25 protein-coding genes are annotated in these 26,410 nt (G+C 45.4%); 14 read left to right on the forward strand and 11 right to left on the reverse strand.

Annotation, left to right across the window (positions count from 1 at the left end; translation table 11 throughout):
• Nucleotides 1-108 precede the first annotated feature (108 nt).
• The 6 genes from PAV_RS37865 to PAV_RS12340 all read left to right on the forward strand — a co-directional run bounded on the left by PAV_RS37865 (nucleotide 109) and on the right by PAV_RS12340 (nucleotide 8,012).
• On the forward strand, nucleotides 109-1,068 hold the full coding sequence (locus PAV_RS37865) for an ABC transporter permease (RefSeq protein ID WP_005546567.1): 960 nt from the start codon (nucleotides 109-111) through the stop codon (nucleotides 1,066-1,068).
• 31 nt (nucleotides 1,069-1,099) lie between these two features.
• On the forward strand, nucleotides 1,100-1,996 hold the full coding sequence (locus PAV_RS12320) for a carbohydrate ABC transporter permease (protein WP_005546570.1): 897 nt from the start codon (nucleotides 1,100-1,102) through the stop codon (nucleotides 1,994-1,996).
• 89 nt (nucleotides 1,997-2,085) lie between these two features.
• Nucleotides 2,086-3,765, forward strand: a complete 1,680-nt coding sequence (locus PAV_RS12325; RefSeq protein WP_005546572.1) for an extracellular solute-binding protein — start codon at nucleotides 2,086-2,088, stop codon at nucleotides 3,763-3,765.
• 230 nt (nucleotides 3,766-3,995) lie between these two features.
• A complete protein-coding gene (locus PAV_RS12330; RefSeq protein ID WP_005546574.1) occupies nucleotides 3,996-5,573 on the forward strand; it encodes a response regulator transcription factor in 1,578 nt (525 codons plus the stop codon).
• Nucleotides 5,574-5,587: 14 nt separating this feature from the next.
• Entirely contained in the window at nucleotides 5,588-7,330 is a 1,743-nt protein-coding gene (locus tag PAV_RS12335; RefSeq protein ID WP_005546576.1) for a sensor histidine kinase, read from the forward strand.
• 73 nt (nucleotides 7,331-7,403) lie between these two features.
• Entirely contained in the window at nucleotides 7,404-8,012 is a 609-nt protein-coding gene (locus PAV_RS12340; RefSeq protein WP_005546578.1) for a hypothetical protein, read from the forward strand.
• Between the two features lie 68 nt (nucleotides 8,013-8,080).
• On the opposite strand, the gene PAV_RS12345 is transcribed toward PAV_RS12340, so the two are convergent.
• Nucleotides 8,081-8,929 (reverse strand): DegV family protein, encoded by an 849-nt coding sequence (locus PAV_RS12345; RefSeq protein ID WP_005546581.1) that lies wholly within the window; start codon nucleotides 8,927-8,929, stop codon nucleotides 8,081-8,083.
• A 232-nt stretch (nucleotides 8,930-9,161) separates the two neighbouring features.
• On the opposite strand from PAV_RS12345, the gene PAV_RS12350 reads away from it, so the two are divergent.
• A complete protein-coding gene (locus tag PAV_RS12350) occupies nucleotides 9,162-9,764 on the forward strand; it encodes a hypothetical protein (RefSeq protein ID WP_005546583.1) in 603 nt (200 codons plus the stop codon).
• 24 nt (nucleotides 9,765-9,788) lie between these two features.
• Nucleotides 9,789-10,661 carry a protein phosphatase 2C domain-containing protein gene (locus tag PAV_RS12355; RefSeq protein ID WP_005546585.1) on the forward strand — a complete coding sequence of 291 codons (873 nt, stop codon included), beginning with the start codon at nucleotides 9,789-9,791 and terminating at the stop codon, nucleotides 10,659-10,661.
• A 60-nt stretch (nucleotides 10,662-10,721) separates the two neighbouring features.
• Here the strand turns inward: PAV_RS12355 and msrA are convergent, their stop codons facing one another.
• Entirely contained in the window at nucleotides 10,722-11,702 is a 981-nt protein-coding gene (gene msrA, locus PAV_RS12360; RefSeq protein ID WP_005546588.1) for a peptide-methionine (S)-S-oxide reductase MsrA, read from the reverse strand.
• A gap of 393 nt (nucleotides 11,703-12,095) precedes the next feature.
• Here msrA and PAV_RS12365 point away from each other — a divergent pair, with 393 nt between their 5' ends.
• Complete coding sequence (locus PAV_RS12365; RefSeq protein ID WP_005546590.1) at nucleotides 12,096-12,821, forward strand: TerC family protein; 726 nt, start codon at nucleotides 12,096-12,098, stop codon at nucleotides 12,819-12,821.
• Between the two features lie 84 nt (nucleotides 12,822-12,905).
• Here the strand turns inward: PAV_RS12365 and melA are convergent, their stop codons facing one another.
• Nucleotides 12,906-14,204, reverse strand: coding sequence for an alpha-glucosidase/alpha-galactosidase (gene melA, locus PAV_RS12370; protein WP_005546592.1), 1,299 nt, complete (start codon nucleotides 14,202-14,204; stop codon nucleotides 12,906-12,908).
• Nucleotides 14,205-14,378: 174 nt separating this feature from the next.
• Here melA and PAV_RS12375 point away from each other — a divergent pair, with 174 nt between their 5' ends.
• Nucleotides 14,379-15,251 (forward strand): AraC family transcriptional regulator, encoded by an 873-nt coding sequence (locus PAV_RS12375; RefSeq protein WP_040735822.1) that lies wholly within the window; start codon nucleotides 14,379-14,381, stop codon nucleotides 15,249-15,251.
• An 84-nt stretch (nucleotides 15,252-15,335) separates the two neighbouring features.
• Here PAV_RS12375 and PAV_RS34635 read toward each other — a convergent pair whose 3' ends face one another.
• The 8 genes from PAV_RS34635 to PAV_RS12405 all read right to left on the reverse strand — a co-directional run bounded on the left by PAV_RS34635 (nucleotide 15,336) and on the right by PAV_RS12405 (nucleotide 22,303).
• Nucleotides 15,336-15,503 (reverse strand): hypothetical protein, encoded by a 168-nt coding sequence (locus PAV_RS34635; protein ID WP_005546596.1) that lies wholly within the window; start codon nucleotides 15,501-15,503, stop codon nucleotides 15,336-15,338.
• A gap of 25 nt (nucleotides 15,504-15,528) precedes the next feature.
• Nucleotides 15,529-15,903 carry a hypothetical protein gene (locus PAV_RS12380; protein WP_005546597.1) on the reverse strand — a complete coding sequence of 125 codons (375 nt, stop codon included), beginning with the start codon at nucleotides 15,901-15,903 and terminating at the stop codon, nucleotides 15,529-15,531.
• A gap of 148 nt (nucleotides 15,904-16,051) precedes the next feature.
• Entirely contained in the window at nucleotides 16,052-16,765 is a 714-nt protein-coding gene (locus PAV_RS37245; RefSeq protein WP_005546599.1) for a Na+/H+ antiporter NhaC family protein, read from the reverse strand.
• On the reverse strand, nucleotides 16,723-17,448 hold the full coding sequence (locus PAV_RS37250; RefSeq protein ID WP_005546600.1) for a Na+/H+ antiporter NhaC family protein: 726 nt from the start codon (nucleotides 17,446-17,448) through the stop codon (nucleotides 16,723-16,725). Before PAV_RS37250 ends, PAV_RS37245 begins: the two co-directional genes overlap by 43 nt.
• A 320-nt stretch (nucleotides 17,449-17,768) precedes the next feature.
• Entirely contained in the window at nucleotides 17,769-18,776 is a 1,008-nt protein-coding gene (locus PAV_RS12390) for a LacI family DNA-binding transcriptional regulator (RefSeq protein ID WP_005546602.1), read from the reverse strand.
• 340 nt (nucleotides 18,777-19,116) lie between these two features.
• Nucleotides 19,117-20,241 (reverse strand): GNAT family N-acetyltransferase, encoded by a 1,125-nt coding sequence (locus PAV_RS12395; protein WP_005546604.1) that lies wholly within the window; start codon nucleotides 20,239-20,241, stop codon nucleotides 19,117-19,119.
• Nucleotides 20,242-20,270: 29 nt separating this feature from the next.
• Nucleotides 20,271-21,191, reverse strand: coding sequence for a ribokinase (gene rbsK, locus PAV_RS12400; protein WP_005546606.1), 921 nt, complete (start codon nucleotides 21,189-21,191; stop codon nucleotides 20,271-20,273).
• Between the two features lie 122 nt (nucleotides 21,192-21,313).
• On the reverse strand, nucleotides 21,314-22,303 hold the full coding sequence (locus PAV_RS12405; protein WP_238555815.1) for a CapA family protein: 990 nt from the start codon (nucleotides 22,301-22,303) through the stop codon (nucleotides 21,314-21,316).
• 494 nt (nucleotides 22,304-22,797) lie between these two features.
• On the opposite strand from PAV_RS12405, the gene PAV_RS12415 reads away from it, so the two are divergent.
• The 4 genes from PAV_RS12415 to PAV_RS12430 all read left to right on the forward strand — a co-directional run bounded on the left by PAV_RS12415 (nucleotide 22,798) and on the right by PAV_RS12430 (nucleotide 26,224).
• Nucleotides 22,798-23,172 carry a winged helix-turn-helix transcriptional regulator gene (locus PAV_RS12415; RefSeq protein WP_005546610.1) on the forward strand — a complete coding sequence of 125 codons (375 nt, stop codon included), beginning with the start codon at nucleotides 22,798-22,800 and terminating at the stop codon, nucleotides 23,170-23,172.
• Between the two features lie 175 nt (nucleotides 23,173-23,347).
• Complete coding sequence (locus PAV_RS12420) at nucleotides 23,348-24,208, forward strand: DegV family protein (RefSeq protein WP_005546612.1); 861 nt, start codon at nucleotides 23,348-23,350, stop codon at nucleotides 24,206-24,208.
• A gap of 229 nt (nucleotides 24,209-24,437) precedes the next feature.
• Nucleotides 24,438-25,142, forward strand: a complete 705-nt coding sequence (locus PAV_RS12425) for a response regulator transcription factor (RefSeq protein WP_005546614.1) — start codon at nucleotides 24,438-24,440, stop codon at nucleotides 25,140-25,142.
• Complete coding sequence (locus PAV_RS12430) at nucleotides 25,139-26,224, forward strand: sensor histidine kinase (protein ID WP_005546616.1); 1,086 nt, start codon at nucleotides 25,139-25,141, stop codon at nucleotides 26,222-26,224. The genes PAV_RS12425 and PAV_RS12430 overlap by 4 nt, the downstream gene beginning before the upstream one ends.
• The last annotated feature ends 186 nt before the right edge of the window (nucleotides 26,225-26,410 follow it).

Genomic DNA, 26,410 nt, shown 5'->3' on the forward strand with positions numbered 1-26,410 from the left:
TCTTATACAATTGATGGTAATCAGACAGGAGATAAGAACAGGATCGCGCTTGCTTCATTTAATCGCTTTGCATTCCGGGACAAACATGATACTAGGAGGGATTCATGAATGGCGAAAACATCCGATGCGACGGAACCATCAGTGGGCTTGAGTCTCGATAAGCATCAGAAAAGTGCCTTTAAGCGCTTTTTTATGCAAATAGATATTCAACTAATGGTACTGCCTGCACTTGCGCTAATCTTTATCTTTTCATACATTCCAATGTATGGTGTGCTCATTGCGTTTCAAGATTACAAGATGGGCTCTAACTTATTGAATAATAATTGGGTTGGGTTGAAGCACTTTATTTACTTCTTCAACGCACCTGAGTTCTACCCTGTCATGCGCAATACGATTATTATCAGCTTTTTGAAGTTCATCTTCGGCTTCCCTGCGCCAATCATTCTTGCTCTTATGTTAAATGAGGTGCGCAAGATAGCGTTCAAGCGCATCATTCAGACGGTTACTTATCTGCCTCACTTCCTGTCTTGGGTCGTAATCGGATCGATGGTTACGTCCATGCTCTCGGTTGATAATGGAAGCGTGAACATGCTGCTGGAAAAGCTGAGGTTCATTGATGAGCCAATCAACTTCCTGTCGATGACGGAATATTTCTGGACAATTCTCGTCACAACGAATGTATGGAAGGAAATCGGCTTTGCTTCGATTGTGTACTTGGCAGCCATTGCGGGTATTGATCCGCATCTGTATGAAGCGGCCGCTATTGATGGTGCGAGCCGACTTAAACAGATTTATTTAATTACACTCCCATGCATTATGCCGGTTGTTATTATCTTTATGATCCTGGCTATTGGCAATCTGATGAATGCAGGCTTTGAGGATATTATGATTTTGGCTTCTAACCCGGCCCTACGGGAAGTGTCAGATTCACTTGATGTCTATGTCGTACGTGTCGGTATCGATAATTACAGGTACTCCTATGCAACGGCAATTGGTCTGTTCAAGGCTCTCGTAAGTGTTACATTTGCCAACTTTATCGCAAGAAGAACAGGCAATAGCTTATGGTGATGAATGACTCTATTAGGGGAGGACGTAATCGATGATTCGTGATAGCTTAGCAGACCGAATTTTAACGGTTTTCATCTATGTATTTCTTATCCTGCTGGCCTTTTCAGCTTTTTATCCGTTCTGGAACTCGCTTGTTATATCCTTCAATGACGGAATGGATACATCTAAGGGCGGAATTACATTTTGGCCGCGCCAGTTCTCTCTGGAGAACTATAGAATTGTGTTCGAAGATGCAAGACTTATGAATGGATTCGTCGTTGCGGCACTGCGCACGGTGATCGGTACAGTATCTGCCATATTGTGTACCTCGATTTTTGCGTACGGCATGTCAAAGCGTGAACTGATGGGTCGCAAATATTACATGATCATGTGTATTATCACGATGTATTTCGGTGGCGGGTTAATCCCGACTTACATGCTTATTCGTGGGCTTGGATTGTTCAACTCTTTCTGGGTATTCATCATTCCTGCGCTGATTAGTGTATGGAACATGATTATATTCCGCACCTTCTTCCAGGGGCTTCCGCAAGGTCTTGAGGAATCTGCGAAGATTGATGGCTGCGGGAACTGGGGCACTTATTTCCGAATTGTACTGCCGCTATCGGGACCGGTAGTCGCGACATTGGCATTGTTCACCGCAGTTGCGCACTGGAATGAATGGTTCGTAGCGAGCATTTATATCATGGACGAGAATTTGATGCCGATCCAAACGGTACTGAGACAGATTCTATTTTCCAATATTGCTTCCGAGCAAATTTCTAATCTGGATTCTAGCTCATTAGCGCGCCTCAATGCAGCAAAGAGCATTACATCCAAATCGTTGACGATGGCGACGATTATGGTAGCAACGATCCCAATTGTATGTGTGTACCCGTTCCTGCAGAAGTATTTTGTTAAGGGTGTATTGGTTGGTTCGCTTAAGGAATAGTCGGATCCGCTCTGATGTCATCCGCGTTTAGAGCATTCACTGCTTTAAACATAGATTAGAACTTACAAATTGAAAGGGGAAAAGAACCAGTGAAGAACAAGAGAAAACTTCTTCTGAGCGTGTTGTCGGTCTTTATGGTGTTCACTATGATGGTAGGCTGCAGCAGCGGTGGCAATACACCACAAGCGAACGAGCCGGCTAAGCAAGGTGAAGGAACGGAAAACAGCAATAGTGAAGCATCTAAGAGTGATGTGTACGAACTGGGCAAGGAGCCTCTTGAGGTTACGTTCTTCGGAAACTACGGCTGGTATGATATGCCGAAGTGGGGCAAGGATCCGGCTTCGAAATGGATTCAAGACAATAAGAAAATTTCGGTGAAGGCTATCAGTTCTGGCGGTAATGCGGCTCAAAAGCTGCAGACGATGATCGCCGGCAATGAATTGCCAGACATCATTTGGACTGACCGCGGTGCAGACGTAGAGCGTCTGCGCGAAGCGGATATGCTGGTTCCTTTGGATGAATATATCGATAAGTATCCGAACTTCAAGAAATACTTAACGAAAGATCATCTTGGCATGCTTCGTTCTCCAGACGGCAAGCTCTATCAGCTTCCGAACTACTATACGACGCAGCCAAACGGAAATGCAGGCTACGCGATCAACAAGCGCATTTATAAGGACCTGGGCTCGCCTCCATTGAATACAACGGATGATTTGTATAATTATTTGAAAGCGGTTAAGGCAAAGTATCCGGATGTCATTCCATTCGAAACAGGCTTGGCTAAAGAAGGCCATGGTGTTGATCAGATCTATTCCAGCTTCAAGGAAGGCAATCTGACCTTTACAAGATTTTATGGAGTACCGGATGGCGATAAGATTGTGTCCATTTATAAAGACGAACCGTTCCGTGAATCTGCACTCTTTGTCGCGAAGCTGATGCGTGAAAAGCTGATGACGCAGGATGCGAATACACAAACAGAAGATCAAATTAAAGAGAAAGCAATGAATGGAAAGTTCGCAGTCATTGCGGGTCCAGATCCATTCAAGTATATTAGTGCAGCCGATGCGGAGTTGAAGAAGAAAGATCCAGATGGCGGATACGAGTTCATCCAGCCTATCGCAAAGGCAGGTTTGGATCGCAGCAAAATTTACCCAGGCACTTACAATCAGTTAGGCTGGAACGTAGCGCTTATAACGAAAAATGCAAAAAATCCCGAAGCGATCTTCGCGATGCTCGACTGGATGACTGGTCCAGAGGCATCCATGGTTGAGAACTGGGGCCCTCCAGGACCAGACGGCTATTGGAATGGATTTGAAGCAGATGGTGTTACTCCGATCTTCAATAAGGATAAATATTTGAACGATCCAGGCCCGCTTGCAGATATTAATGGTGTAGCTGGTAACCTGGTATGGGTAGGCAACACGGTATACATGGACAATACAAAGAAGCAAATGCTGTCTCAATTGTCCCCAGACCAAATCGACTTTAACACTCGCTGGCAGATGGAAATAACTTGGGGCACGCAAGCGGACTACACTGAATTTTTGAATTGGGAGCCGCTTCCGGACAGCAAAGAAGGAACAATTAGACAAAGTGTAAGAGATATTTGGACAACAGCAAGAGCAAAGGCAATGTATGGCAAGACGGACGAAGAAGTGCTGGCTATATTGGATAAAGCACATGATGACTCGATGAAGCTGGGACTTCAAGAGCTCCTAGACCATGTTGCAAAGGTATGGAACGAGAATAAGAAAGCGATGGGGAGATAAAGGTTAGAATAATTCGGTTCGACGAATTAAGGAAAGAAGGCTTGCGTTGATCGCAGGCCTTCTTTTTTATGAATACTGCAGTGTGCACCTGTTGGATCGTTAGAAGGACATACATAATGTAACCGCTATTATTTGTCTGTTAAATGTAGAAATGAATTGTTATACTTAGGGTTGTGTATTGTTATAATTTAGGAGAGAGAGAAATCCAGTGTGTGTCTAAGGGGGCATTCATGTATAACGTACTGTTAGTAGACGATGAGATGTTGGATCTGGAAGGGTTGAAGCAGTTTATTCCTTGGAGCGATCTTGGCATGGAAGTCGTCGACGCTGTGAATAATGCATTTGCAGCATGCAATGTATTGGAGAAATACCCGATAGACATTATCGTTAGCGATGTGAACATGCCAAATATGTCTGGATTGGAGCTGGCGCGGACAGCTATCGAAAAAAAGCCGGATATACGGATCATTTTTGTAAGCGGTTACCAGGACTTCGGCTACGTCAAGCAAGCATTGTCGTTAAAAGCGTGCAGCTACATCTTGAAGCCTATGGATGACAACGAACTGATAACAAATTTGCAAAAAGTAAAAGATGAGCTGGATGTTGAACGGAAGCGGCGCGATGCAGCGGAAGCGTTCCAGCATATGATTCCGATGGCCAAGAACAACCTCCTGCTTCGCTTATTTGAAGGAGATTGGGACGGTATCCATGAGGAGGGCATGCATAAGCTTATTGTGTCTTATGGATTGGATCGCCTAGCATGGCCTGTTCGAGCTGCCATCATTGAATTAGATGATTGGAGCTGGCCGCAGCATGATACAGCTCAAGATCAAGGGGTAACGAAAAACTTTATTTATGAAGTCAATGAGATTGGCTATGCTTTGGGGCTGCCTCATTGCTGCAAGGTGTCAGCACATCGCTTTGTATTTTTGCTGGAAGATCACGGCATGGACGTATTTACAAAGGAATCCGCAAAATCGATTTACGCCAGAATAACCGTTTCGACGACGATAGGAGTTGGAGGTCCGGCATTCGGACTCGATGAGCTTCAGGCATCCTACAAGCAAGCATTGGAGGCGGTGGACAGCAAGATGTTCATCGGCAAGGGCCAACTCATCATGTATGAATCCGTGAATCGAGATCCGGAAATGATCGATGCCCGGAATCTTGATATCCGTATGGAAGCTCTCTTCACGGCGATGAGTGACTATGAGCTTGTTCTCATTTATGATGAGCTCGAGAAGCTGTTTCAGTCCGTCACAATGCTCCGTTCAAAGTATACGATACATAATTTGGCAATGTTTATCATTTGGAAGCTGGATCAGCAATTGAAGGGAAATGATGAAAGTTTATTCGAGATACTGGGTATGGAGCTCCACAGTCTGGACATTCTGCTTCAATTTGATACGGTGAGCGATATTCGATCTTGGCTTGTAAGGAAGACCTTCGAAATTTCTGAATATTTGCGCAGCAAAGCTACTTCGAAGAACAACCGGCTTATTCGGGAAATGATTCAGATGATGAAAGATAAAATGAATGACAATATTACGTTGAAGGACGTGGCGAATCAATTCTCCTTCTCTCCGAATTACTTGGGGTATATGTTCAAGGAAGAGACAGGGAAATCGTTCAGTGAAGTGCTCATACAGCTCCGAATGGAAAGGGCCCGTGAACTGCTGCATGAACCATCCATCAAAATTTATGAAATAGCCAATCAAGTGGGGTATCGGTACCTTCCATACTTCAGCAGACAATTCAAGGAAGCGTATGGCATGACACCGATGGAATATCGCAAACGTGAAACGTGACAGGGGAGATGTTCATGAACGAGCAGCGAGCGAAATTTCGATACTTGCCGATTGGCTACAAACTCATGCTGACCTATATGCTCTTCATCATCATCCCTGTGCTTGTGATTGGACTCGTATCGCACTCGATGTATGATCAGTCCATTCGGAAGCATACGCGGACGAATATACAAGGTACACTGTTGCAAATTCGCGATAATATTGAATATAAAATGCAGGATTTAATCCGCATATCTACTATATTGTACGGTGATTATGAGTTATATCGGTACTTGCGCAGCTATGAGGAAGGCTGGGAGAATTTCGATCGGACGACAAAATATGTGGTTCCAAAGATAGAAGCAGCATCAGCGTCAACAGGGATGAAGCTGTGGGTATCTGTATTTTTGCGTAATGAATCGATTCATGAGATCTATCACAGTTCATTTGGGAAAGAGAATCCTTCTGATTACAACTGGCCTTATGATATTTATCATCTGAATCGAATTACGGATAAGGAATGGTATAAGAGTTTCCCGCCCGAGAAGTACAGTGTCACGATGAAATGGAGCCAAATTGAGCGCGATGAGGAGAATAGCCGCATTTCCCTGCTGCGCCGGCTTGTAGATACGAATAATCCTCTTAAGCTTCAAGAAGTCGGCTTTTTACGTATTAATGTTGCAATTTCGGAGCTATTTGACAGTATCAATTATTCAAAGATCGGGAATGGCAGCGTAATCTATCTAATGGACGAGCATGGGGAAACCATGTATCAGTCTGGCAAACTGCCGAATGATAAAGCCGATATTGAAAGCAACTATTTGACGATTCAAGAGACGATTGGAAAGCAAGCCTGGCAACTGGTAGCTCATGTTCCTCTTGCGATCATTCAGCAGGATTCCATGAAGGTTCGGTTATTCGTTATTTTTATTTGCTTCATTTGCTTTGTTGTCTTGTCATTTGCCGGCGTATTTATTTCGAGATATTTCTCCATTCGGATTACGAAGTTCGTGTCTGTGCTCAATGCTTTCCGTGAAGGGGATCTGCATAAGCGCATTTCGTATCGAGGGAAGGATGAGTTCTCGCAGATTGCGACGGCATTGAATAGTATGGGCGAGAACGTGGAGTCTCTCATTAAAGAAGTATATTTGACACAGCTCCAGAAGAAAGAAGCAGAGCTGGAGATGCTTCAATCGCAAATCAACCCGCACTTTTTATATAACACACTGTCTTCTATTAACCGACTTGCGAAATTCGGAGATAACGAGAAGCTGCAGCAAATGGTTCTGGGGCTCGCAAAGTTTTACCGGTTGTCGCTTAATAATGGCAAGCTGATGATCCCTGTACATAAGGAAATTGAGCAGGCGCAGGCTTATGTCGATATTCAGAAAATCAAATATGGAGATCGCCTTAGTGTGATGTTCGATATTGATCCTGCTGTATGGCCATTCAGTACGGTGAAGCTGATCATTCAGCCCTTTATTGAAAATGTGTTGGAGCATGCTTGGTGCGGGGATCGGATTCATATTCGCATTGTAGCGCAGAAGGATGGAGAAGAGCTGCTGTTCCGGATTATTGACGATGGGGTTGGCATGACGACGCAGCGCATCCACGACATTTTTGACGGAATCGATCATGTGAACACAGGTTACGGGATTCGAAATGTGAATCAGCGGATTAAGCTGCATTTTGGAACGGAGTATGGAGTTGCGATAATTAGCGGGCTTGGCATAGGAACGTCGGTTTCCATACGTATACCGGCAGAAAGACATAATTAATATACCATTATATGCCTAACTTCTTGTATAATAGATCATGTTGAACCATGCTCAGAAATGGAGGGAAGTTGGATTGAATGCTCGATCTTTAGCCTTTGTGGCTGTTCGACTCGGTGCTCTCTATTTGATCGCAACCTCCTTATTGGAGATGGCGAAGAATGCGGCAGATGTGGTGAGGCTGATCTCTGGCATTATTTATATGGATATTGGAAACGGAAATGTTGCATATAGCAGTTTACTTTTTTTGCTATTGCCGATTGTAGTCCCGCTTATTTGTGGCATTTTGCTATGGTGCTTGGCATATCGCTTGTCTCAAGCGTTAGCTCCAGCCAAGCTTCGCCTAGAGCCGCCGATTGAATCGGCGGGCACCCGATCGAACAGTGAAGATCATTTGATGCCACTCCGTAGTCATACCCATGGAGCGAATCCGATATTGCGCACTTGCCTTCATATCGGACTTGGAATTTCTGGAATTATGCTGCTCGTGAATAGTATTCCTGAATTTATCAAACTATTAATCATGCTTACAAATCAAGAGGCTGCCCACTTTGCTGAGCATACTTGGACAGAGTACAGTGCCAATTTCGTAAAGGTGATTGTACAAATGCTGCTCGGGATATGTCTGGCGGCAGGAGCGGGTGGCATTGCACGTTTTTTCACACGCACAGCCCCGCCTTCTTAAGGATAATATGCGCAACAATACACAGCGGCTGAACCTTGCTCAATAGCGAGGCTCAGCCGCTGTGTCATTTATTTGCGGGCATATACAATACCGATCGTGTTCGGTCCACAGTGACTGGAAATCACACATCCGCAATCCGACAGGAATACATGCTTCGCTCCCGTCTTTTGTTTCAATTCCTCTTGCAGCATTTGGGCATCGTCCAGAGACAAGGAATGAGTGACAAATACGATATCCTTGTCCATTTCGTTCACATGATCCAGTGCATTTTGCTTCAACTGCTCTAAGGCTTTTTCACGTTTGCCTCGAATTTTATTGGCCGGCGTCATTTTACCGTCGACGACTTTGATGACCGGTCGAATGCGGAGGAGGCTGCCAATCAAGTTCTGCAGTCCGCTGCAGCGTCCGCCTTTGTAGAGGTAATCAAGCGTATCGATGATGAATTCCGTCTCCATTTTGCCGCGAACATCCTCAACAAGCTTCACTGTATCTTCGAGTGAGGTACCAGCTTCGAGTGCCATAGCAGCCTTGAGAACTGGAATCCCAATGCCTGTAGATAAATTCAAGGAATCTATAACGGTGACGGAACCTTCACCTAACATCTCCCCAGCAATCGTTGCGTTTTGAATGGTGGAGGATAGATGGGAAGACAATCCGATATATAAGATGTTACGGCCTTCCTTTACAAATGGTTCAAATGCCTGCATGAAGTCTGCAGGCGAAGGCGAGGACGTCTTCGGCAGCTTGCCGCATTCCTCAACTCGCTTATACATTTCTGGGGGGGTCATATCCACTCCGTCACGAAAAGCGTCGTCACCGAAGGTAACATATAAGGGGATGATGCCAATGTCATAACGTTCTAGTAATGATTTCGGCAGATCACAGGTACTGTCCGAAAATATTTTAATGTGGTTCATTATGCTTCCTCCTGAAAGGTATGTAGCTTTTATACGAAAATGGTTTCATTAGTAGACATTTAATCATTATACTGCAAAAAGAATAGACTTACCTAATCCAAATTAGTTGAATAGGCTGAAAAAATATTCCAAATGAGGCGTGCGATTGCGTTCGCTGAGCGGCCCACGTTATACTGAAGCAAGATAAAGCATGAAGTACAGAATAACAAAGTATGGTTCCAGAGGGAGCTTCATGATGGAGTACATAAGGAAAGGACAAGTAGCAACAAAGATGAACATCGAAGCGAAAGCATTTAGAAGGATTCAATGGGGTTTGTTATTTTTTATTGATTACGCGCCAAGAGGCATCGATCTGCTGCCCGATATTGTAGGCTTGGCCTTGGTCTTCAGCGGAGTTAAGGGATTGGTGTCCGTGTCAGATCGATTCTTGCTTGCGAAGCGGGTCTGCATTCCACTCATCGTGCTCGCCTTGTATGAATTAGTGCAGCCGATGGTGTTGGGTGGTGTGAACCCAGAAGTAAGAGCTTGGATTGGTGTCATACGGAGTATTGCGGAAACAGGTTTGAATATTACATTAGTGACCTTCATGTGCAGTGGATTGCGGCAATATGCCTTGAGCCGTGATTGGGGCTCCATCGCGCATATGGCACGAAGACGATCATTATACTTTACGGTTGCACTCGCATGCTCCTTCAGCATGATCGGCTTTGCGCTTGCGTCGCCAATGGTATTCTCTGCCATGGCTGCTCCGATGTTCCTGCTCTACATTATTGTCGTGTTCATGCTTATGGGGCTGTTCGGACAGGCAGCTAAAATGGTGCAGAAGCAAAAATAAATAGAGATTGGGAGGTGTGTCGAAGTGATTCGAGTTCATTGTGATGCTGTTACAAGACAAGGGCAAGGCATGCGTAATGAAGACCGGATGGTCGCACTTCCTGAACAGCAACTGTATGCAGTGATTGATGGGGTATCCGGATTGGAACCAATTGTGGATGAGCTTGGCTGTACGGCTGGTGAAATAGCGGCCATCAAGATTGCGGAGGGACTGCAATCGATTGTGGGACAGGCATCTGAAGCATGTTCTGCAATCGAAATTATGCGCTCTCATCTACTGGAAGCGAATCGGGAGCTTGATCTCCTCATGCGCAAATACAACATTGCCTCGCAGGAGACGAGCCGGCGATTCGGCGCAGTTCATGCCGGTGTATGGCTTGATGAGCATTATGCTTACTGGACACAGACAGGGGATTGTATGATTTATGCCCGTTATGATTCGGGGCGGGTTCGTGCAGTTACCTACGATCGTGTTGCGGCTTTTGATGATCATGCATTGAGAGAATGGATGAATCATGAGGAGGAGTGGAGAAAGCATCGTCAGCCTGACGTAGTCCGCAGTATCCTGCTGCACAATCGTGCCCAAGCCAACGCAGAAAATGGTTATAGTGTCCTGAATGGGGATGGAGCTGTCCAATATCGGATGGAATGTGGTGCGCTTCCACTGCAAGGAATTACGCATCTCTTGCTCGTGTCGGACGGAATCTATCCGTGGCATGTTGATCAGGAGCAAAGCTGTACAGAATGCTGGTTCCAGTCCATCATTGAGAAGGGCATGGAACGATGTGCAGTGGAACTGGAGGAACACGAACGTACGGATGAACGCTGTAATACAATGCCCCGGTTTAAAATGTGTGACGATAAGACGGGGATTCTGTTGACCATAGAGAAAATATAAAGAAGGCCCAAACCGATGCCCTGTTAGGCGGTACGGATTTGGGCCTTATTTCATACAAGCTTATTTGAACAAGGATGCGAATTCACCATAACCTTCTTGCTCCAGTTTATTCTTCGGAATGAATCGCAGAGCTGCTGAATTTATGCAATACCGAAGTCCGGTAGGCGTAGGGCCATCGTCGAACACATGACCCAAGTGAGAGTCGCCAAGTTTGCTTCTGACTTCCACACGAACCATACCGTGAGAGGTGTCCAGTTTATTTTCAACATGACTGGAGCGAAGCGGCTTCGAGAAGCTTGGCCAGCCGCAGCCCGCATCGAATTTATCCAAGGAGCTGAAGAGAGGTTCGCCTGATACGATGTCAACATAAATGCCATCCTCTTCATGGTTCCAATATTCATTGGCAAAAGGCGGTTCTGTACCGTTCTGCTGTGTTACCCGGTATTGGATCGGCGTCAGCTTTTCTGAAAGAGCTGCACGCTGCTGTTCTGTTACGCCCCAGTGACTTACTATATAGGCATCTCTGCCGGACGCAGCACGATAACGCTTGTAATGGGCTGGATTTTTCTGATGATAATGCTGATGATGCTCCTCGGCAGGATAGAATATACCTGCAGGAACAATCTCTGTTGCAATCGGCTTATCGAATCTACCGCTCTGCTCCAGCTCCTGCTTTGATTGAACTGCGAGCTTATGCTGCTCCTCATTGTGATAAAAGATGGCCGTTCGATATGACGAACCGCGGTCGTGGAACTGTCCGCCTTCATCGGTTGGGTCTATTTGCTGCCAGAAAATATCAAGCAGCTTTTTATAAGGGAATAGGGCAGGGTCGAATGTAATCTGAACAGCTTCGGCATGCCCTGTAGTTTCCGAACATACTTGCTCATATGTAGGACAGTCTGTGTGTCCTCCTGTATAGCCAGACACAATTGAATGGATGCCAGGAAGCTCTTCGAACGGCGTGACCATGCACCAGAAGCAGCCACCTGCAAAGGTCGCTTTTTCAAGTGAAGGATGATGATTGGATTGTTCTTCGCTCACGATAGGGAAGCCTCCTTATGATTAAATACGTATATCTTCATCATACCCAATTGTTATCATTCGAACAACGCCAGATCCGTAATAGAGCGAGAAAATAGAGAGAAATGATGGTTGAACAATTTGATAACCGGTGTTATGATAAGTTCACTGAAAAACGAATACTCCAAAGGGGAGTAGCTAGCACAGTAACCGTCGTCATTACGGGATCCGCCACAACGCGTATCCTCGGCGCTACTGGCAACGTATAGATAACGTTGTTTGCGAGACCTTTGCCACGATGGTTGCGTTGGTGAAGGTCTCTTTCTGATCGGAAACGCCGTTACCACTTTCGTGGTAGCGGCGTTCATGTTTTTTACAGTATTTATACATACTAACGTCAAGGGGGAACTATCGATGGAGCTATTATCATTAGAGTTCTGGACCACGCTGCTGTCCATTGTCGTCATTGACTTGGTGTTAGCAGGGGATAACGCAATTGTTATTGGTCTAGCAGCTCGTAACCTGCCGAAGCAGGATCAGAAGAAGGTTATTATTTTCGGTACGATCGGCGCAGTGATCATTCGGGCACTTGCCACATTAGGCGTCGTGTGGCTGCTCAAGATTCCATTTTTGCTTGTGATTGGCGGAGTCGTCCTCATATGGATTGCGATAAAGCTCATGGTCGAAGAGAAGGAGCATAATGTGGAAGCTGGAGGCAGCTTCTGGGCGGCAGTTCGTACTATTATTATTGCGGATGCCGCTATGGGGCTCGATAATGTGCTTGCTGTAGCCGGTGCAGCGAATGGACACGGCCTGCTCGTCCTACTAGGACTTGCCATCTCCGTTCCGATTGTCGTGTGGGGAAGTACCATTGTGTTAAAATTTATCGAGCGATTCCCCACTATTATTGTCATTGGTTCAGCCGTTCTCGCATGGACATCGGCGAAAATGTTCGTTGGTGAATTTATGAAGTTCGATATGCTAGCGCCGTACTTCTCGAATCCAGTTATCAAGTACGGGTTCGAAATCGTATTGGTCATCGCAGTCGTTGCAGCTGGTTTGTCCATTAAGCGCAGTCAGCAGGCAAAGAAAGCAAAACAGGCAGCATCGGATGTACACAAACGTGCACAAGGGGAGTAATCAATCACACGTGTAGTTCAGGTAAACACAGAGAAATGATAGAAAAAGCGGTACAGTTGATTTCAACTGTACCGCTTTGCTTTTTTATACGAACTTCGGAAGCCAGTTACCATGTGCTTCGATTAGATCATCACACAAGGATACGATGTCATCCAAGCTAAGTTCTGCTGCCGTATGTGGATCGAGCATGGCCGCATGGTAGATATGCTCCTTCTTCCCTGTAATAGCAGCCTCAATCGTAAGGAGCTGCGTGTTCAAATTCGTACGATTCAGCGCCGCAAGCTGTGGCGGCAGATCGCCAACGTAGGTAGGTGTAACTCCGCTGCGGTCTACGAAGCAGGGAACTTCAACACAAGCGTTGCTTGGCAGGTTCGTAATAAGGCCGGTATTCATTACATTGCCGCCCAGCTTGAACGGTGTTCCTGTTTCCATCGCATCGAAAATATAAGACGCATATTCATGAGTCCGGCTATGCTCAATGTGCTGATTATTTACAAGCTGCTCACGCATGCTTTTCCATCCCTCGATTTGGTGAATGCAGCGGCGAGGGTACTCATCAAGAGGAATATTGTATTTCTCGATCAGCTCAGGGTACTGCTTCTTGATAAAATATGGATGATATTCTGCATTATGCTCCGATGATTCCGTTACATAGTAGCCAAATTTGAACATCAACTCATATCGCACCATATCGTGGTGCTTGGTTTTCTGTTTTTCCATAGCACGGCGTTTAATTTCCGGGTATAAATCCTCGCCATTGCGAGTTACTTCGAGTAGCCATGCCATATGATTAATGCCTGCTATCTTGGATTGCACGCCTGTGCTGTCAATGCCTAGATCATTGAACAGCCAAGGTACGCATACTTGGACACTATGACAAAGGCCAACTGTTTTAATCCCTCCATACGTATTCATCACATTGGTCAATACAGCCATTGGATTCGTATAGTTGAGGAACCAAGCGTCTGGGCACACCTCACGCATATCTTTTGCAAAATCAAGCATGACAGGGATTGTTCGCAAGTTGCGGAAGATTCCGCCGATACCAAGTGTATCTGCAATCGTTTGGCGCAGGCCGTACTTTTTCGGAATTTCAAAATCCGTAATCGTGCAAGGATCATAACCGCCAACTTGAATCGCATTCACAACATACTTTGCACCTCGAAGCGCTTCCTTGCGATCGGTATAGGCAACTACCCGGCAAGTGCTTCCAGTTGTAATAAGCATATTGGTCAGCATGCGCTCCGAATCGCGAAGACGTTCATGGTCAATGTCGAACAAGGCGAGCTCGAATTCTTGGAGGGAAGGAGTGAGCATGCAGTCTCCCAGTACGTTTTTGGCAAATACAGTGCTTCCTGCACCGAGAAAAGTAATTTTACTCATCGATCATTCATCCTCTCGTTCCAAGCAGTCACACAAAAGTTAGTGATAGCAGATATGGAGTGATGCAACTTGGAAATGATTATTGTACAATCAATGTATCTAAATCCACTGCCGGTTGGTATGGGGAAAACGAATGTGAGTATGGAGGAATGTTGTCAATTAAGGAGGGGACAGATGGGAGAACGAGCAAATCTCGCAATAAATGAAGCACCTTCCAGGGGAGAACTGTCTGTATTGTTCAGCGGCCAATCGATAACAGAACCCTTGCATCACGTAGGGCCAAGTGTTCATGATTATGGCATTGTGCATTATATTCAGTCTGGCAAAGGAACATTTACGATAAGAGGGGTTACGTATGAAGTGGGGGAAGGAGATAGCTTCTTTATCTTCCCAGGTGAACTTCACCATTATGTGGCGGATGAACGCGAGCCTTGGAAATATCGCTGGATCGGATACCGAGGCACAGGTGCGGATCAATTGCTTGCGTCGATTGGCATTGGACCGCATGCTCCTATCGTTCAAAACTATCGCACACATCGGGTCGAGGCGATGTTCCGGAATGTATATAAAGCACTGCAGCTTGGTGGAGTAGCAGGAGATATCGAGGCAGAAGGCTATACGCGTGTCGCATTCGCAGAGTATGCGCGTTCGTCAGCCAAGGGAAATACATCGCAAAAAGCAGATAAACGATCCGATATTGAGCGTCAGGTCGAGCAAGCAGCCCGCTGGCTGTCTCTGCAGTTTGACAAATCCATTTCCATCGACGAGTTGGCACATACACTGGGCTATCACCGAACCTATTTGTCAAAGATGTTCCGCAAACAAATGGGGGAATCGCCCATGCAGTTTTTATTGCGGGTTCGGATGGAGCGAGCCAAAACACTTCTGATGACGACAAGGCTGACGATTGAGCAGGTAGCTGCTTCAGTGGGGTACGAGGATGCTCTTTACTTTTCGAAGCTGTATAAAAAATGGTACTCCTGTTCTCCGTCAACGCATCGTTCGGAAATGCAGAACGCACAATCATCCGGATGTCTTTATTTTTGAATGCGCTTACGAATTAGGAGTTCAGCAAAAAAGCACCCCGTAACGCAATTGCAATAATGCTGCGATCGGGGTGCATGTATGTCGTTACATAATGAAATAGAGTACAGTGATAACAACCGCTGATAAGATGACAAACCAAATCATATGCTTCAAATCACGATTGATGACCTGTATATCTGTTTTTAACGCTTGTTCTTTGCCTGTAGGCGATTTCGCTTGCTTTACTTCTTTATTCGTATTCGTTGTCGTCATTCTAATTCTCCTCGTCTGTAAATAGTTAGTTTACGGGACAGGCGAGGAGACGAGCAACGAATCTCGAGGTGAATTTGAGCGGTCTTAAGGTTTGGTTGCGCAGCAGAATCATATACGGTGTATCAAATCTGTATCTGGGCAGCTGGTTTCTCAAAATAGCAATTGCGATATATAAAAGAAATAAAATAAACCATAATGGCATGGAAAAATGCTTGCCAATCTGATGCTGATGAATGCCTACGACGGAGCTGACATGGTCAGGATACGTATAGGCCGCCTCATCCGGTTGCAGGATCGTCATTTCATTTGAGCCAATAGGGGACAGTACAGTACATAACACAGCGAGTATACAAAGTATTAGTAATATATACCTTGGCATACGAGCATGTATAAACCGCATCTTGTTCATCCCCCTCTTCTTTATCCATGACTAGCTTGATAAGATGACAGTATCATAATTGGATGAGAAGAAGCAATAGGGCGACAATGTATCATTTTGTTATCAAAGATACAATTGCCGCCCCATAGAATGTGAGCTCTTCTGTAAATTATTGATTGCCTAATGTTGCTCGCTTTAAGCCGGGCAAGAGGGCAAAAGCAAAAGTGATGAATGGAGATACCCACAGGAAGAAAGCATATGGCATATAATCAAGCACACTTAAACCGAGCGCGCTCGTCATCATCGCACCGCTAACTCCCCATGGAATAAGCGGATTGACTAATGTTCCGCAATCCTCTAACGTACGGGATAAGGTGAGTCGGGGAATGTTTCGCTTATCATACTCGGATTCGAACAATTGCCCTGGAATAAGAATGGACATATACTGCTCTCCGGTAATCATATTGACGCCGATTGAGCTAAGTCCACTTGTAACGACAAGCCCCTCTTTACTCTTTACGGGAGCTATCAGTCGGTTGAACATCGTTTCAATAATACCTGCATGCTGCAGCAATCCTCCAAGCGCAAAGGCGATCGCGATGAGCGAGATTGCCCAGGTCATGGACTGCAGTCCCCCACGGTTCACAATGCTGCTCACTTCCGCCATGTTGAACTTACCCTGAAATCCTCCCTGCATGAATTCCATCCATTGTGGAACATTTATGTTTCCTTGAATGAGTGCTGTAACCAATAAACCCGATCCGATGCCAAGCAGCATCGTAATAATGATTGGCAATCGCTTGAACGTAGCGATAAGTACAACCGCTAACGGAAGCAATGTCAATGGATGAATGTGAAATACGCTGCGAATATCCTGCTGCATCGCCAACAGCTGATCAACGTTGGATTGAGCCGAGGAACCGAAAATAAAAAGGCGATACAAGTTATGATGAACGCAGGAACTGTCGTTTTGGTCATATTGCGGATATGATCAGGCATGCTGACACGAGCGACCGCAGATGCGAAATTCGTCGTATCAGAAAGCGGGGACATTTTATCCCCGAAGCAGGCGCCTGACACAACAGCTCCAGCTACAATTGCAGGATGGACTCCCATGGAATCAGACATGCCAATTAGTGCGACGCCGAATGTTCCAACGGTCGTTATCGAGCTGCCGACGAACATAGAGACGATAACCGTAAGCAGTAGGGCGCTAACTGTAAACCATTGAGGCTGGAACCAGGATGTGCCGTATACGAGCAGCGTTGGCACTGTTCCGCTCATCATCCAAACTGCGATAAGTATACCAATAAGGGATAAAAGCAAAGCAGGCATGACCGATGCTTGAAGCCCTTTAATCAAGGCTCTTTCCACCAGGCTCCAAGATTGTCCGAACAGCAAGAGCAGGCATCCGGCAGCGACTGTTGCTGCAAGCAGCGGAATATGAGGCTGTGCTCCCCATCCGAGTATCGTAAACAGTAAAATAGCAATGATGACAGCAAAGATGGTGATGCTTTGCCAGAAGCGAAGCGGACGCAGGATCAATTGTTCATCATTCGTATTCATTATCGTTCAACTCCTTGATAAATAACATATTCTAGTATGTAAAGCTCACCTGGTTGCTTTTATACATACACGCTTTTATGTGTAAAAGTAAATAAAACGTCAATGTATCTATTCTAGTACGCTGGATCTATCAGGTCTACTGGTAACAATACGCATATATGTTAGGAGATAGTATAAGGGGGTGATTATAGGGAGATTAATCGAAGGCAGCAATATAGTATGAATGTCAGAACGGTATATTCGATAGAAAAGGATAGGCCTGTTCTAAAGCGGTAAGAACTCAATGAGCAGGCCATAAGGCTGAGGAATTAAAAAATAGATTAAAGCTGCCGCACCGATTCACGCAGATGAACTTGACAAGGAAGAATGACACGACGGGGAGCTTGCTCACGATCTTTGATACGCTCCAGCAACAGTTGCATGCCAATCTCACCGAACTGATAGGCAGGCTGAGAGGCAACAGAGAAGAACGGATTGGCTTCTTCCACCCAGCCGAAATCATCGAAGCAAGCGATAGAGATATCATCTGGGACACGAAGTCCGACACTTCTCAGTGCTGTATAAATAGAGAGTGCGAGCATATTGTTGGCTGCGAAAATCGCAGTAGGACGAGTTTGCGGCTCCATTTCTGCCCAGCAAGATAAATCAAGAGCGTCTCGTTCATGTAAATAGCCCATCTGCATACATAGCTGTTCGTCAAATGCAATTCCGGCTTCCTGCAAGGCTTCAATGTAGCCCGCTTTGCGTTCTCTAGCGGTAGATACCTCCTCAGAGCCGTTCAATAAAGCAATGTGTCGGTGGCCATATCGGATTAATTCACTCACCATATGCTTGGCACCGCCTCGGCTGTCGCCGAGTACAGCATCACACTCGATGCCTGGAACCTCGCGATCAAGCAGAACGAACGGTACATTTTGTCTGGTCAGCCACTCTAGATGCTCTTTGGACTGGTCTCCGCTGGGCGCAAATAAGACACCATCTACGCGCATCGACAATATCATTTGTACGTAATCTTTTTCTTTGATCAAGCTCTCATCGCTGTTGCCGAACATGAGTCGGTATCCATGTTGCATTGCGGCGTCTTCTGCTCCACGCGCCATTGTCGTGAAGAATGGGTTTGTTATATCTGTAATAAGCAATGATAAAATTTTGCTTTCTTGCGTAACGAGACAACGAGCGACCGAATTCGGTATGTACTGCATTTCCTCCATCACTTGTTTTACCTTGGCGCGAGTTTTTTCGCTAACTCGACCTGTATTGTTAATGACGCGTGATACGGTCATTGCGGAGACATTGGCTTGTCTCGCAATATCATAAATGGTAGCCATAATTAAATGCTCCTATTTTACAAATTAAATGGTGGCTGCATCGAAATAATGATGCATGAAAATAAAGGCATGACTGAATCTAAGATTCTATCTCAAATGATAACTCACTACTGTAGTTAATTGTATGCGATAGATATGGTTGACATCAAGTGAAATGCATGGGAGTAAAGTGGGATTGTACTGAACTCAGTATCTTTAAAAGTAAAAGCGCACTAATTTTAGTGCGCTTTTAAGCAGTACGAAATCATAACTGCAAGAATGGATGAAACGTAATCCATGACTTGCGTTGTAGCTGCTGTATGAATTAACATGTAATCCTACATTTTAAATGGCTACGAAATTATATGTAATATAAACCGATTGTATAAGGAAGCGGTATTGTAATTTTCAGCTGCTCTGCGGAAGGCCAAGCAGGCGGCAAAAGGTTGGTTGCCTTCGGATCGAATAATAAGGAGAGCAACTGGCTTTCAGCAAGCTCAATCGATTCTGCGCCAGGATATTCTAGGCGAACATTGCCACCTTCAAGATCGGTAACTTGAATATTGGCAGCCAATGCACCTTGATCAATCCACCAGTTCTTCATATAACGGAACAGTCGCTCCATGCTTGGAATGTAAAGCGTCCCTTGATTTTGCGCTTCTTCCAAGGCATAGTTTCCAAGCAAAGCGATCATCTCCTTATCCTGCCAAGGAACATAGATCTGGGAAGCTGCAATTTGTTTTTGCTTCATGACAAGCTGCATCAAAAGCAATACCTCTTCTGCTGTGCCGCCATATTCATAAATATGAGATGGGGCATCCGGCTGTTTTGAGGATGGTTTCATCAAATAGATGTATGCAGTGACTTGACCATTGCGCTCCAGTACATAAACTTTCGGCTTCATCATGACACAGGAGGCGAAGGATCCACCGTGTTCAAGGCCATGCATATCCCAAAGACTAAAATCAAATGCAGCTTCTCGCTGCTGGGCAAGCTCATACCATGCGAAACAATCATTTTCCGTCAGAACTCGTGCTTGAACATCAGCTTCTGCAACAGCAGATCCGTCTGGTGTAATGGTATACACATGGGTTTTTCCAAAGGAATAACAGCGATTGCGTGTATATAACGAGCGTCCTCCGGAAACGAACATCATAACAGCGCCTGTTGAATCCACATGTTCTTGCACCTTGTGCAGCAGATCAGTACCGAACCCTTTGCCGCGAGCAGCTTCAGAGGTGCATACCGAGCCGAGTGAGAAAACAGGCAATTTTGATCGTCCAACTCGAACGATAGATGGAAGCAATCCCATATGTGCTAGCAGTACTCCGTCCTCAAAGGCACCGAATGAATGAGCGGTAATCGGGGAGAACAAGTACGAAAAACTATGTGCCATTGACATCTGTTCTTCATTGCGAAACACTTCATCAGACAATTTGGCTGCAGCATCATAATCAAGCGGCTGCAGCATGCGAATCGTTGCCATTATTGCTTCCTCCTTAATGAATGGGGATATTACGCTTGTTGCTGCATCATCCAATCCATCAGTTGCTCACGAGTCGGCATACCTCCCTGCGCACCGAGTACAGTTACAGACAATGCCCCTGCGGCAGCAGCGAACCGGATTGCTTGTTCCATGGTGCGTCCTTCTGCGAGCATTACGGCCAGAGCACCATTGAATGTATCTCCAGCTCCCGTTGTATCGACAACATCGACATGATGGCTTGGACAGTGATGAAGCTCGCCGTTGGCATCCGACCAATAAGCTCCTTCAGCACCTTTGGTTAATACGATTTTTCCCGGCATCGTCTGCAGCGCAGATTGCCAATCGAAAGTATTTCCCTGAGATGACATGCCGAGCAGTTCGGCAAGTTCATGCTCATTAGGAGTAATTACTGTTACCAGGCTTAGTAACTGTTCATCCAATTCCAACGCTGGCGCTGGGTTAAGGATGACAGGGACGTGTGCTTCAGCCGCGATCTCGATTGCTGCTCGTACCGAAGGAAGAGGAATTTCAAGCTGCAAAACGATGATGTCGGATTGGCGTATGACATCGGCGTATTTGCGAACTCGTTCGGGTGTAACAAGCGCATTAGCTCCTGGTACGACAATAATGCGATTGTCCCCATCCTTTACTATAATGGAAGCGGTTCCTGAAGATACGTCATGAAGAACCTCGACAGCTTCTGTATGTATGCCTTCGCGTGTCAAGTTGTCCAGCATCATCGTGCCAAATGTGTCATTGCCTACACATCCGATGAAGCTGACATCCGCCTGAAGCCGAGCGCAGGCAACCGCTTGATTGGCTCCCTTACCTCCATACATGGTCGCAAATGATTGTCCAGTGACGGTTTCGCCTTGTGTAGGCACCGTGGAGGTAACGGTAACGAGATCCATGTTCAAGCTTCCGATGATTGTTATTTTTGGCTGTGTCACATTATATCTTCCTTCCTCTTTCTAGCTATACATGCTGCGTCATAACGCTGTGCACATACAAAGACGCGAATCCTGGAACAGGTTCGCGACTTATGACCGAGATATCGGCATATCTAGCATGGTTAGCGTGTAGGCGGAGCGGTTGCACTCCCATTTGCCTTCACTGCATCCCGCACCTGTTTGCCGTCAATTTTAACACCAATCGAGATGGATTCCAAATACTTTAATTGCTTTTTATCATAAGCTTCGCCCTTTTTAATAATCTGGTCTTTATAGATGAAGTAAGGGGTAAAGGACATTTCAATATTTCCTTGATCCAGCGTCAGGTTCAAGAGACCTGTATCTGCTTTATCACCGCGTACATAGTCGGGAAATAGGAAATTGCCGATGGAATAGGCAATGGGTTTGCCTTTATAAAATTCGAAGCCTTGCAAAACATGAACATGGCTGCCGATTATGGCGTCTGCCCCAGCATCAATCATTTCACGGGCATAATTGCGCTGCCATGGTTCTGGGCGATGATTTTTCTCAACTCCCCAATGCAGATAAACAAGCAAGTAGTCACAGTCTTCACGTTCTTTCTTGATAACGGGAAGAACACTTGATTTATTATATGCCTCTGCGATACCTGGCCTGTCTTTTCCAGCGAACCAGTAGGTTTGGGGAATGAATCGGGAGAAGGCAAGGAACTTAATGGTTTTACCCTTCATCTTTACAGTATGTGCGCGATAAGCCTCTTCTTTATTTCTCCCGCCGCCTATATAGGGGATATCATATTGCTCCAAATACTTTAAAGTGTCGAGAAACCCTTTTTGTTTAAAATCAAGTGTATGGTTGTTGGCGATCGTGACGAGATTAAAACCAGCATTTTTGAGACCTTGCAAAGACGCAGGATCGGATTTAAAGTTATACAGCTGATTTGTATCCTTTTCGGTATGATGAGTGATGGCCGTCTCCAAGTTCACTACGGCATAGTCTGCACTGCTGACCTCGTCTTTAACGTATTCGAATGGATAATCAGGCCCTTTTTTGCGAATGGTTTCCTTAACGGACCAATCCATCAACGCATCTCCTGCAAAGATGATTCGAATGGCATCCTGAGAAGATGACACCTTGATCGTATCCTTATTACTCTTTTTTCTCCGCCTCGATCATATTCTCGATTCGGGTCAAGAGGAGCGATAGGCGTCACATCTGGATTCAAAGTAGTAACCAATTCCGAATGATTGTCTACAGCACGCATTGTCATTGTCAGAATGAGCATGCATACAAGCCCAACCGAAATAAGCAGCCCAATACCGGCTATCATTTTCATTTTGCGAAGCCGTTGCTTTTTTTGCGGGCATACCTGTCTTTTCTGCTTTCGTGAAATGAATTCAAAGGAAGCCTCCTCGTCACTATACAACCCTAAACAGTTAGGGATAATAAGTAGTTGTAAGTTTTCTCCATACTATTATAATGATCATACGTGCCCCAAAAGTTGCAGATTCTTTGCAAGCCCATTAAATTTTGTAATATATGTCGATAGCCGCGTTTTCTTTTTTGCATAGCTATGGTAAAATAAATATTGCTTACATTTTGTAAGTTAAGAAGGAGGGATGAACGGATGCAATCAGAACATTTGGGAATGTGTCCCCGATTCGAAGCGGCATTCTGCATTTTGGGAAAGCGCTGGAATGGGCTGCTCATTCAAGTGCTGTTGAGTGGGCCTAAGCGCTTTAAGGATATTTCCGCACTCATTCCTACCATGAGCGACAAAATGTTGAGTGAACGCATGAAAGATATGGAGGCGGCAGGGATTGTAGTCCGCAATGTATATCCAGAAACGCCTGTACGCATCGAATATACACTTACGGAAAAAGGATTGGCTCTGCAGCCTGTCATGGAGGCCATTGGGAAGTGGGCAGAGCAGTGGGTCAACGAATCAATCGGATGCTGCGATGAGTCGGACGCAGCCTCTCATCATTCGGAACAAGAATAATGTGCAGCGGACAACTCATCGCATGCCGAGCCTAACTGACAGCAGGTTAGTGCTCGGCATTTTTGCTGTTTCTACTAGATTGCCTACTTTTGTCGTTGTAAACACCGGGACAAGCTCGTATAATTAAGCGAATGAGCCATAATAACTAACTTTTAATTTAGGACAGGAGAATGACATGACCATTCACATCATTACGGACGGAAGTTCAGACTTGACTCCAGAGATCGTCAAGCAGTTCGGCATCCACGTAGTACCCCTTTGCGTATGTTTCGGTCAAGAGGTGTTTACCTCTGATATGGACACCACTCAATTTTATGAGCGTATGCGAGAGGAGGAAGAACTACCGAAGACGTCCAGTCCGTCGCCAGCCGATTTCTACCACATGTATCAATCGCTTGGCACTGATAAAGATATATTGGTCCTTTCCTTGACCTCCAGCTTAAGCAGTACCTACAATCATGCAATAATGGCAAAAACGATGTTCGAGGAAGAAGGTCATCCGAATCGGATTGAAGTTATAGATACGAAAACAGCATCTGCTGGGCTTGGGCTGCTTGCCGTTCGCGCTGCTCAGTTGGCTGCTGCTGGTAAGACACTGGATGAGGTTGCTCATACATTGAGCGATCAAGTGAAGCGCACGACCACATACTTCACGCTGGATACCCTCGATAATGTCATACGCGGCGGACGCTTGAGCAAATTCAAGGGCACTGTTGCTTCGATGTTGAACATTAAGCTGCTTATGGAAGCAAGTGAAGAAGGTTCGATCGAAGTGATGGAGAAAATACGAGGCACGCAGAAAACGCTTCGCCGACTTATTGAGAAGGTGGGCGATGCGTGGAGCCATGTTGATAAAGAGTGGATCGCCTTCGCACATTCAAATTGCGAAGAACGAGCTAAAGCATTTATGAAGGAACTCCTCGATAAGTATCACTTCGATCAAGTGCTGTTCGTGAATATGGGGCCTGTCATTGGCACGTATGCGGGGGAAGGCGGCGTACTAATTTCTTATCAAGAAATGCCGCGCACGACTTAAATATTTCCATTTCCTTTAGGAATGAAGGAACACCACGTCAAGCTCCCGTCTATATGAAGGGAGCTTTGTTCATTATGTATACGTTTTTTATATGACATTCGCTTAAACGTTAATTCACTACATAAATGTCAAGCTGCTCCGTTCTTCGTGAAAAAAAGGTTTATGTTATGATGAAAGAAAGTAGGCAACAACATATATTAGAGCATGTTCGCTGACTGGGGGTAATGGAATGTATACAATTATGATCGTGGAAGATGACGATAAGATAGCTTCGATTTTACAGTCTTCTCTTGAAAAATATAATTACAATGTAACTCGAGCGACAAGATTTAATGAATTAAAGGAAGAAATGCTGGAAATCAATCCAGATTTAATTTTGCTCGATATCCATTTGCCAGCCTTCGATGGTTTTTATTGGTGCCGGCAATTCCGCAGTGAAACGAACGTACCTATCATTTTCGTATCGGCGCGCACTGGAGAAATGGATCAAGTTATGGCGATCGAGAATGGCGGAGATGACTTTATTACGAAGCCGTTTCATCTTGATGTCCTCTTGGCGAAGGTAAAAGGGGTGTTGCGCCGTACATACGGTGAATATGCGGCTAACGGCGGAGGAAATGGTGAGGAGATGACGGTACAGGGGCTAACTCTTCACAGAGCGAAGAACACGCTCGAATGGTCAGGCAAGCGAGTTGATTTGACCAAAAATGAGGCGCTCCTCGTCGCCTGTCTCATGGAACGGATCGGCTATATCGTTTCTCGTGAGACGCTTCTCGAAACCTTATGGGACGATGTTGATTTTGTTGACGATAATACACTAACGGTTAATGTTACTCGTGTCCGCAAGAAGATGGAGGAAATCGGGATAGCAAAAGCGATAGAGACGGTGCGTGGCCAAGGGTATCGGATGTCGGCCACTTGGGTGAATGAATGAAGCCGGGAATGACCTTTCTTCAATATGTGCGGGATCGAATTGTTATCATATGCACCTGCTTCGTTGCGATTGCGATTGCATTGCTCGTCGTTTGGCTTGACCTGAGTATTGGACAACGATTTGCTGCAAAGGAAAGCCTGATATACATTTTTGTGCTTGCTGCTTTCATTCTCATGGTTGGTCTTGTATATGATTATACGAACCAGCGGCGCTGGTATAAGGAAATGTACAATGCAGAGACCAATACGAGCGATAGTGATTTCACGCTTTGTCTGCAACATCCAAGCACGTTGGAGCAGAGACGAATGCATGCGTTGTTATCACGTCAATATCGCTCGTTTATGAACGAGCTTCTTACGATGCGGAACGAGCGGGAGAAGCATGTTCATTTCACGAACCAATGGGTGCATCATATGAAGACTCCCGTGTCCGTCATTCATTTGCTTACGCAGCAGCCTGTGTATGAGCTCGATCAGTCTCAGGTAGAGACACTGCTGCGCAGTGTCAGCGAAGAGGCCGATCGTCTTACGAAAGGTTTGGACATGATGTTAAGCACAGCACGGCTGGACAAGTTCGAGCTGGATCTTCATGTTAGTGGCTTGAATCTGAAGCAGGTTATTCGGCAGGTTGTGAATGAAAATAAGAAATCGTTGATAAAGCATAAAATTTTCCCGAAAATTGAATCCGATGATGTGATCGTAGATAGTGATGAGAAATGGCTGAACTTTGTACTGACACAGCTCGTAACGAATTCGATTAAATACATGAGAGACAAAGAGGGCTCCAAATCACTGTCGTTCAAGGTGGAGCGGGAAGGGGAGTCGATACTCCTCCATGTTCAGGATGAAGGAATCGGGATAGCTCCTGAGGATTTGCCGCGTGTATTTGATGCATTCTTCACCGGTCAGAATGGACGCAAGGAAGGAGATGCAACAGGTATGGGGCTCTATTTGGTTAAACAAGTATGCGCGAAGCTCGGTCATTCGATCCACATAACATCGAAGCTTCATGAAGGCACGACGGTAACGATCAAGTTCGGGACAAGAGCGATGCACCATCAGTTGCTTGAACGGTTGCATTGAATTCATGAATAAAAAACAACTAGTTCACAACCTCTTCTCTTAACAGCCCTTTTCCATTAGGAAGAGGGCTGTTGTTATGGATTCGCCAGCACGAATGTGACAACTTTGTAAGGTGAATTCTTGGAATGAAAGCCAATTCGATGTTGGCATGATGAAGAGAAAGGGTATACTGTGTGTATATTTATT

Origin of the sequence: Paenibacillus alvei DSM 29, assembly GCF_000293805.1 — a bacterium.
Taxonomy (GTDB): Bacteria; Bacillota; Bacilli; order Paenibacillales; family Paenibacillaceae; genus Paenibacillus_B; species Paenibacillus_B alvei.

Coding starts and splice junctions, on each gene's coding strand:
- PAV_RS37865 (WP_005546567.1), top strand. CDS start 109: ATGGCGAAAACATCCGATGCGACGGAACCATCAGTGGGCTTGAGTCTC.
- PAV_RS12320 (WP_005546570.1), top strand. CDS start 1,100: ATGATTCGTGATAGCTTAGCAGACCGAATTTTAACGGTTTTCATCTAT.
- PAV_RS12330 (WP_005546574.1), top strand. CDS start 3,996: ATGTATAACGTACTGTTAGTAGACGATGAGATGTTGGATCTGGAAGGG.
- PAV_RS12335 (WP_005546576.1), top strand. CDS start 5,588: ATGAACGAGCAGCGAGCGAAATTTCGATACTTGCCGATTGGCTACAAA.
- PAV_RS12345 (WP_005546581.1), bottom strand. CDS start 8,929: ATGAACCACATTAAAATATTTTCGGACAGTACCTGTGATCTGCCGAAA.
- PAV_RS12350 (WP_005546583.1), top strand. CDS start 9,162: ATGATGGAGTACATAAGGAAAGGACAAGTAGCAACAAAGATGAACATC.
- PAV_RS12365 (WP_005546590.1), top strand. CDS start 12,096: ATGGAGCTATTATCATTAGAGTTCTGGACCACGCTGCTGTCCATTGTC.
- melA (WP_005546592.1), bottom strand. CDS start 14,204: ATGAGTAAAATTACTTTTCTCGGTGCAGGAAGCACTGTATTTGCCAAA.
- PAV_RS12375 (WP_040735822.1), top strand. CDS start 14,379: ATGGGAGAACGAGCAAATCTCGCAATAAATGAAGCACCTTCCAGGGGA.
- PAV_RS34635 (WP_005546596.1), bottom strand. CDS start 15,503: ATGACGACAACGAATACGAATAAAGAAGTAAAGCAAGCGAAATCGCCT.
- PAV_RS12380 (WP_005546597.1), bottom strand. CDS start 15,903: ATGCGGTTTATACATGCTCGTATGCCAAGGTATATATTACTAATACTT.
- PAV_RS37245 (WP_005546599.1), bottom strand. CDS start 16,765: ATGCAGCAGGATATTCGCAGCGTATTTCACATTCATCCATTGACATTG.
- PAV_RS37250 (WP_005546600.1), bottom strand. CDS start 17,448: ATGAATACGAATGATGAACAATTGATCCTGCGTCCGCTTCGCTTCTGG.
- PAV_RS12390 (WP_005546602.1), bottom strand. CDS start 18,776: ATGGCTACCATTTATGATATTGCGAGACAAGCCAATGTCTCCGCAATG.
- PAV_RS12395 (WP_005546604.1), bottom strand. CDS start 20,241: ATGGCAACGATTCGCATGCTGCAGCCGCTTGATTATGATGCTGCAGCC.
- PAV_RS12415 (WP_005546610.1), top strand. CDS start 22,798: ATGCAATCAGAACATTTGGGAATGTGTCCCCGATTCGAAGCGGCATTC.
- PAV_RS12420 (WP_005546612.1), top strand. CDS start 23,348: ATGACCATTCACATCATTACGGACGGAAGTTCAGACTTGACTCCAGAG.
- PAV_RS12425 (WP_005546614.1), top strand. CDS start 24,438: ATGTATACAATTATGATCGTGGAAGATGACGATAAGATAGCTTCGATT.
- PAV_RS12430 (WP_005546616.1), top strand. CDS start 25,139: ATGAAGCCGGGAATGACCTTTCTTCAATATGTGCGGGATCGAATTGTT.